The organism is Mesorhizobium sp. M8A.F.Ca.ET.161.01.1.1 (assembly GCF_004792105.1).
Classification (GTDB): domain Bacteria; phylum Pseudomonadota; class Alphaproteobacteria; order Rhizobiales; family Rhizobiaceae; genus Mesorhizobium.
The window spans coordinates 1-387 of sequence record NZ_SRTD01000139.1 but is presented as its reverse complement, the minus strand read 5'-3'; the positions used below and the strand labels follow the sequence as shown (position 1 = coordinate 387).

The following is a 387-nucleotide window of genomic DNA, read 5'->3' as shown; positions in this document are numbered from 1 at the left end:
GCCGCGCCGGCGTCGGCCGGCATCTTGGATTTCGGAAGCGATGGATCAGGCAGAAGCGGGCGGCGGGCCATGTGCGGGATAGCCGGCGTCTGGCGAAAGCGCGATCCGATCGGCGCCGGCGACCTCTCGGACATCGCCCGCATGATGCAGACGCTCGCGCATCGCGGCCCCGACGATCACGACAGCTGGAACAGCGCCCGGCTGGCGCTCGGTCATCGACGGCTCACCATCATCGACCCCTCGCCCGCCGCGCGAGAACCGATGCTGACAACCGACGGTCAGGGCGTCCTTTGCTACAATGGCGAGGTCTATAACTACCGCTCGCTGCGTAAGACGCTGGAAGCCGAAGGCCTCGAGTTTCGCACGGTCTCCGACACCGAGGTGGTG

The 387-nt window shown here is 67.2% G+C and carries 1 pseudogene; it reads left to right on the top strand.

The window, feature by feature from the left end:
* Positions 1-69: 69 nt before the first annotated feature.
* Positions 70-387: pseudogene (locus EN804_RS35025) on the top strand (asparagine synthetase B); the annotation flags it as partial.